This window comes from Endozoicomonas acroporae (assembly GCF_002864045.1).
In the GTDB taxonomy this organism is placed as follows: domain Bacteria; phylum Pseudomonadota; class Gammaproteobacteria; order Pseudomonadales; family Endozoicomonadaceae; genus Endozoicomonas; species Endozoicomonas acroporae.
Genome location: NZ_PJPV01000111.1, coordinates 1 through 7,269 on the forward strand (window position 1 = coordinate 1; position 7,269 = coordinate 7,269).

Genomic DNA, 7,269 nt, shown 5'->3' on the forward strand with positions numbered 1-7,269 from the left:
CACAGCAGGTTGGCGATTTCCTGTGGTTTAAGGTGAGCTGTCTGTGCGTTTACGTGGGGCAGCAGCGCGGCCACAGCCTTTTTGAACTCTGCTGTTTGCTCCTGCCCGTTATCCACCAGTTTCGCCATGGCCCACAGCAGGTTGACGATGCCCTGAGGAATAAATTGGTCTTTCTGTACCTTCACGTGGGGCAACAATACGGCCACAGCCTCTTTGAACTCTGCTGTACGCTCCTGTCCGTTGTACACCATTTTCGCCATGGCCCACAGCAGGTTGGTGATTTCCTGTGGTTTAAAGTTCGCTCTCTGTGCGTTCACATGGGGCAACAGCGCGGCCAGGGCCGCGTTGAGTTCTGGAGTCTGCTCTTGCCCGTTGTCTACCAGTTTCGCCATGGCCCACAGCAGGTTGGCGATTCCCCGGGCATCAATATCCCTGGCTTGAGGTTTCTGGTTGCACTTGAATATTATTGCATCAAGCAGTGTTGACAATAAGGCAGCTTGAGTGAGCTTAACCTGCTCATCCCTGGGTTTATGAGGGGTAAAAACACCCGCTGAAGTGAATGAATGAAGTGTTGTCGTCAGGCTTCGCCAATTCCAGCTTCGCGTTGCGGTAAAATTTTGCAGCAAAAGTATCAGCTGGCTTTGTTCTGCTCGATTTAACGGTCTTTTAGCAGCAAACGTGTATTTTTTAATTGAATTGGCAAATTGACCATGATATCTCCCATTATAGTGATGACCAAAATGTTCAGATTGACTCACCAGACTATCCACTGTGTCCTGGTTGAAGAGGGCATAAAAATCCCGGGCCGGGTTTACTGAACGGCACTGTAGATGTTGAGAAGGGCATACGGCAGGAGATTGGTAAAATTGATTACACGCTGGTGTAGTGCGTGGAGTATTATCCCGCTGTCTGACTGTGGCATGTCTGTATCGTCCACGCCTTGATGAAGCGGCATGGTCATCTTGTTGGTTGTAACCATTACCTGATCTTGCGTAATGACCACTGATACCAGCAGAACTTCTATCCATAATTATATTTCATTAATTCATGAAAATATAAAAAGCAGACTGCTGTTCTGCCCAGAAGTTCATTGTGCGGGAAAGTTTACTTGAGTCATGATGGGAGGAAGGCGATGACTGTCTGTTTGTTTTCTTGTTCTTTACAGGGTGGTTTGCTCTTCTAAATGTTCTTCGGCAGTCACGAATGCAGCACTTGTCCACCTTTTTTAAGGGATACAAAGCCATGCTCCTGTGGCGTGATGCCTGTCCTGGCCTTTATTTGATCAATGTATGGTTTCATTAAATCCTGACTCAAGAGAATGTTAACCGGAATTTCAATGACCTCAAACCCTGCTTTTTGCAGCAGTGCGATTTTAAGCAGAGTCGAACCCTTCCTGGTTTTGAAATCACCACCCACGTAATGAGACGATCCCTGAACTTCAATCACCATGTTGTGATCTGGTAGAAGCAGGTCAACCGGAGGTAATGAGTTCAGACTCTTTTCCTCTACGATCTTCAATGATGGAATAGATGATTTGAGTTGATCGCGGATGTCGGCCTGGGTTTTTGAAATGGTCGTCTGGTAATGGGGAATGACCGGACAGGTTCTGCCAAGCCAACTTGCAGCCATGATCATGATGGATTGATGCTCTTTATCATCTGGCGAGGTATTTTCCAGGCGAGTCAACAGGTCATCCATGTGCTTCTCAAGGATGTTATTTTTATTGGCATTGGAGTCTGGAGCCAACCTGGCACAACATACCATTATTCCCCAGAGAGACATCGATATCTCTTTCTGAGAAAACTGAAGCTTCTCACTGATTCGATAGACAAGCGATTCGAACGTAGAGGTAGCCAGGTTGAGCTCAATGAGTTCACCCATTTTGGCCGTAGCCCACAGCAGGTTGGCAATACCCTGGGCATTAAATTGGTCTTTCTTTGCGTCCACAAGGGGCAACAGCGCGACCACAGTCTCGTTGAGCCCTGGTGTCTGCTCCTGCTCACTGTCCACCAGTTTCGCCATGGCCCACAGCAGGTTGGCGATATGCTGAGGAATAAACCGGTCTTTCTGCGCGTTCACTTGGGGCAACAGCACGGCCACGGCTTTGTTAAGACCTGGTGACCGCTCCAGTCCTTTGTCCACCAGTTTCGCCATGGCCCACAGCAGGTTGGTGATATGCTGGGGAAGAAATTGGTCTTTCTGTGCATTTATGTTGGGTAATAGCGCGGCCACAGCATCTTTGAACTCTGGTATTTTCTTCAGCCCTTTGTCCACCAGTTTCGCCATGGCCCACAGCAGATTGGCGATATGCTGAGGAATAAACCGGTCTTTCTGCGCGTTCACTTGGGGCAACAGCACGGTCACGGCTTTGTTAAGACCTGGTGACCGCTCCAGTCCTTTGTCCACCAGTTTCGCCATGGCCCACAGCAGGTTGGCGATATGCTGAGGAATAAACCGGTCTTTCTGTGCACTCACGTGGGGCAACAACGCGGCCACGGTCTCGTTCAGTTCTGGTGTCTGCTCCTGCCCGTTGTCCACCAGTTTCGCCATGGCCCACAGCAGGTTGGCAATAGCCAGGGCATTAAATTGTTCTTTTTGTACGTTCACGTGGGGCAACAGCGCGACCACGGCCTCTTTTAGCTCTGGTGTCGGCTCCTGCCCGTTGTCCACCAGTTTCGCCATGGCCCACAGCAGGTTGGCGATAGCCTGGGCATTAAACTGGTCTTTTTGTGCATTCACGCGGGGTAACAGCGCGGCTACGGTCGCTTTGAGTTCTGGTGTCCGCTCCTGGCCGTTGTCCACCAGTTTCGCCATGGCCCACAGCAGGTTGGCGATATGCTGAGGAATAAACTGGTCTTTCTCTGCGTTCACGTGGGGCAACAGTCCGGCCACAGCCTCTTTGAGCCCTGATGCCCATTTCTGATCGTCGTCCACCAGTTTCGCCATGGCCCACAGCAGGTTATTGATTTCCTGTGGTTTAAAGTCAGCTTTCTGTGCGTTCACGCGGGGCAACAGCGCGGCCACGGTCTCGTTGAGCTCTGGTGTCCGCTCCTGCCCGATGTCCACCAGTTTCGCCATGGCCCACAGCAGGTTGGCGATTCCCTGAGGAATAAATTGTTTTTTCTGTGCATTCACATGGGGCAACAACACGACCACGGCCTCCTTGAGCTCTGGTGTCCGCTCCTGCCCGTTGTCCACCAGTTTCGCCATGGCCCACAGCAGGTTGGCGATTCCCTGGGCATCAATATCCCTGGCTCCGGGCTTTTGGTTGCACTTGAATATTATTGCATCCAGTAGCGTTGACAATAAGGCTGCTTGAGTGAACTGAACACGCTCATCCATGGGTTGATGAGGGGTAAAAACACCCGCTGAAGTCAATGAGTGCAGTGTTGTCGTCATGCTTCGCCAATTCCAGCTCCGCGTTGCTGCGAAATTTTGCAGCAAATGCAGCAGCTGGCTTTGTTCCGCTCGATTTAAAGGCCTTTTAGACGCTGACGTGTATTTTTTAATTGAACTGGCATATAGGCCGTGATCTCTCCCATCATAGCGATGACCGAAACGATCCGATTTACTCACCAGACCAGCCATTATTTCCTTTTTGGTGAGGGCATGAAAATTTTGAGCAGGGTTTACTGAACGGTGCAGTAGATATTGAGAAGGGCCTGCGGCAGAAGAATGGTAAACTTTATTACGCCTCGGGGTTGTGCGTGGGGTATTATCCCACTGTCTGACTGTGTAATGTCTATATCGCCCACGCCTGGAAGCGGCACGGTCATTCGGTTGGTTGTCATCATTACCTGATATTGCGTATTTACCACTGATACCAGCAGAACTTCTATCCATAATTATATTTCATTAATTCATGAAAATGTAAAAAGCAGACTGCTGTTCTGCCCAGAAGTTCATTGTGCGGAAAAGTTTACTTGAGTCATGATGGGAGGAAGGCGATTACTGGCAGCTTGTTTTCTTCCTCTTTGCCGGGTTGGTTTGCACTGCTAAATGTTGTTCGGGAGTCACGTATGCAGCACCTGCCCACCCTCTTTTAAGTGATACAGAGTCATGACCCTGTGGCGGGATGCCTATCCTGATCTTTATTTGATCAATATATGCTTTCATTAAATCGTTGTTCAAAAGCTGGTTAGCCGGGATTTCAATGACCTCAAATCCTGCTTTTTGCAGCAGTGCGATTTTAAGCAGAGTCGAACCGTTCCTGGTGTTGAAATCACCACCCACGTAATGAGAGGGGCCCTGAACTTCAATCACCATGTTGTGATCTGGCAGAAGCAGGTCAACCGGAGGTAATGAGTTCAGACTCTTTTCCTCTTCGATCTTCAAAGATGGAATAGATGATTTGAGTTGATCACGGAAGTCGGCTTGGTTTTTTGAAATGATTGTCTGGTAATGGCGAACGACCGAGCAGGTTCTGCCAAGCCAACTTGCGGCCATGAACATGATGGATTGATCCTCTTCATTATCTGGCGAGGTATTTTCCAGGCGAGTGAACAGGTCATCCATGTGCTTTTCAAACACATTATTTTTATTGGCATTGGAGTCTAGAGCCAACCTGGCACACAATACCATGACTCCCCAGAGAGACATCGATATCTCTTCCTGAGAAAACAGCAGGTTCTTACTGATTCGATAGACAAGCGATTCGAACGTAGAGATAGCCAGGTTCAGCTTAATGAGTTCACCCAGTTTTGCCATGGCCCACAGCAGGTTGGCGATATGCTGGGGAATAAATTGGTCTTTCTGTGCATTCACGTGGGGCAACAGTGCGGCCACAGCATCTTTGAGCTCCGGTGTCTGCTCCTGCCCGTTATCCACCAGTTTCGCTATGGCCCACAGCAGGTTGTTGATTTCCTGTGGTTTAAAGTTAGCTTTTTGTGCGTTCACGTGGCGCAACAGCGCGGACACGACTTCTTTAAACTCTGCTGTCCGCTCCTGCCCGCTGTTCAGCAGTTTGGCCGTGGCCCACAGCAGGTTGGTGATTTCCTGTGGGTTAAAGTTAGCTTTTTGTACGTTCACGCAGGTCAACAGCGTAGCCACCGCTTCGTTGAACTCTGGTGTCTGTTCGTACCCGTTGTCCACCAGTTTTGCCATGGCCCACAGCAGGTTGGCGATATGCTGGGGAATAAATTGGTCTTTCTGTGCATTCACGTGGTGCAACAGCGCGGCCACAGCATCTTTGAGCTCCGTTGTTCGCTCCAGCCCGTTGTCCACCAGTTTTGCCATGGCCCACAGCAGGTTGGCGATATGCTGGGGAATAAATTGGTCTTTCTGTGCATTCACGTGGGGCAACAGCGCGGCCACAGCATCTTTGAGCTCTGTTGTTCGCTCCAGCCCGCTGTCCACCAGTTTCGCCATGGCCCACAGCAGGTTGGTGATTTCCTGGGCATTAAATTGGTCTTTATGTGCGTTCACTTGGTGCAACAACGCGGTCACGGTCTCGTTGAACTCTGGTGTCCGCTCCTGGCCGTTGTACACCAGTTTCGCCATGGCCCACAGCAGGCTGGCGATATCCTGGGCATTAAATTGTTCTTTCTGTACGTTCACGAGGGGCAACAGCGCGACCATAGCCTCTTTGAGCACTGGTGTCCGATCCAGCCCGTTGTCCACCAGTTTCGCCATGGCCCACCACAGGTTAGCGATACCCTGTGGTATAAAGTGAGCTTTCTGTGCGTTCACGTGGGACAACAGCGCGGCCGCAGCCTCTTTGAGCTCTGGTGTATGATCCTGCCCGTTGTCCACCAGTTTCGCCATGGCCCACAGCAGGTTGGCGATATGTTGAGGAATAAACTGGTCTTTCTGTGCGTTCACGTGGGGCAACAGCGCGACCAGGGCCTCGTTGAAATCTGGTGTCCGCTCCTGCCCGTTGTCCACCAGTTTCGCCATTGCCCACAGCAGGTTGGCGATATCACGGGCATTAAATTTGTCTTTCTGTAAGTTCACATGGGGCAACAGCGCAGCCACAGCCTTGTTGATCTCTGGTGCCCGCTCCTGCCTGTTGTCCACCAGTTTCGCCATGGCCCACAGCAGGTTGGCGATAGCCTGAGGAATAAATTGATCTTTCTGTACGTTTACGTGGGGCAACAACAAGGCCACAGCCTCTTTGAGCTCTGCTGTCCGCTCCTGGCCGTTGCCCACCAGTTTCGCCATGGCCCACAGCAGGTTAGCGATTCCCTGGGCACCAATATCACTGGCTTCAGGTTTTTGGTTGCACTTGAATATTATTGCATCAAGTAGCGTTGACAATAAGGCAGCTTGAGTGAGCTGAACACGCTCATTCATGGGTTTATGAGGGGTAAAAACACCCGCTGAAGTAAATGAGTGAAGTGTTGTCGTCAGGCTTCGCCAATTCCAGCTCCGTGTTACGGTAAAATTTTGCAGCAAACGCATCAGCTGGCTTTGTTCTGTTCGATTTAACGGTCTTTTAGCAGCTGACGTGTATTTTTTAATTAAACTGGCATATTGCCCATGATTTCTCCCATCATAGCGATGACCGAAACGACCCGATTTACTCACCAGATCATCTATTATGTCCTGTTTGATGAGGGCATTAAAATCTTGAGTCGGGTTGACAGAACGGAGCACTAGGTATTGGGAAGAGCGTGGGCCTGAAGAATGGTAAAATTCATCGCGACCCGGTGCAGTGCGGGGTGGATTATCCCATTGTCTGACTGTGGCATGTCTATATCGCCCACGCCTTGAAGAAGGAGTATGGCCATTCGGTTGGTTGTAACCGTTATCAGATCTTGTGTATTGACCACAGATACCAGCAGAACTTCTATCCATAATTATATTTCATTAATTCATGAAAATATAAAAAGCAGACTGCTGTTCTGCCCAGAAGTTCATTGTGCAAAAAAGTTTACTTGAGTCATGATGGGAGGAAGGCGATTACTGACTGTTTGTTTTCTTCCTCTTTGCCGGGTTGGCTTGCTCTGCTAAATATTCTTCGGCAGTAACGTATGTAGCACCTGCCCACCTTCTTTTAAGTGATACAGAGCCATGCCCCTGTAGCGGGATGCTTATCCTGGTCTTTATTTGATCAATGTATGGTTTTATTAAATCCTGACTCAAGAGCATGTTACCCGGAATTTCAATGACCTCAAATCCGGATTTTTGCAACAGTGCGATTTTCAGCAGAGTCGAACCGTTCCTGGTATTGAAATCACCACCCACGTAATGAAAGGGTCCCTGAATTTCGATCACTATGTTGTGATCTGGCAGAAGCAGGTCAACCGGAGGTAATGAGTTCAGACTCTT

At 49.6% G+C, this 7,269-nt stretch carries 4 protein-coding genes; all 4 read right to left on the reverse strand.

From position 1 onward, the window contains the following. Window positions 1–1,028 (reverse strand): hypothetical protein (locus CX664_RS17300; protein ID WP_219622222.1); only part of this gene is annotated, 1,028 nt, incomplete at its 3' end. A gap of 169 nt (window positions 1,029–1,197) precedes the next feature. Beyond that, a complete protein-coding gene (locus tag CX664_RS17305) occupies window positions 1,198–3,843 on the reverse strand; it encodes a DUF1601 domain-containing protein (RefSeq protein WP_101747951.1) in 2,646 nt (881 codons plus the stop codon). Window positions 3,844–3,948: 105 nt separating this feature from the next. Continuing rightward, on the reverse strand, window positions 3,949–6,795 hold the full coding sequence (locus tag CX664_RS17310; protein WP_101747952.1) for an RAP domain-containing protein: 2,847 nt from the start codon (window positions 6,793–6,795) through the stop codon (window positions 3,949–3,951). Window positions 6,796–6,900: 105 nt separating this feature from the next. Further along, the coding region (locus CX664_RS17315) for an RAP domain-containing protein (RefSeq protein ID WP_146000098.1) at window positions 6,901–7,269 on the reverse strand (369 nt) is incomplete at its 5' end.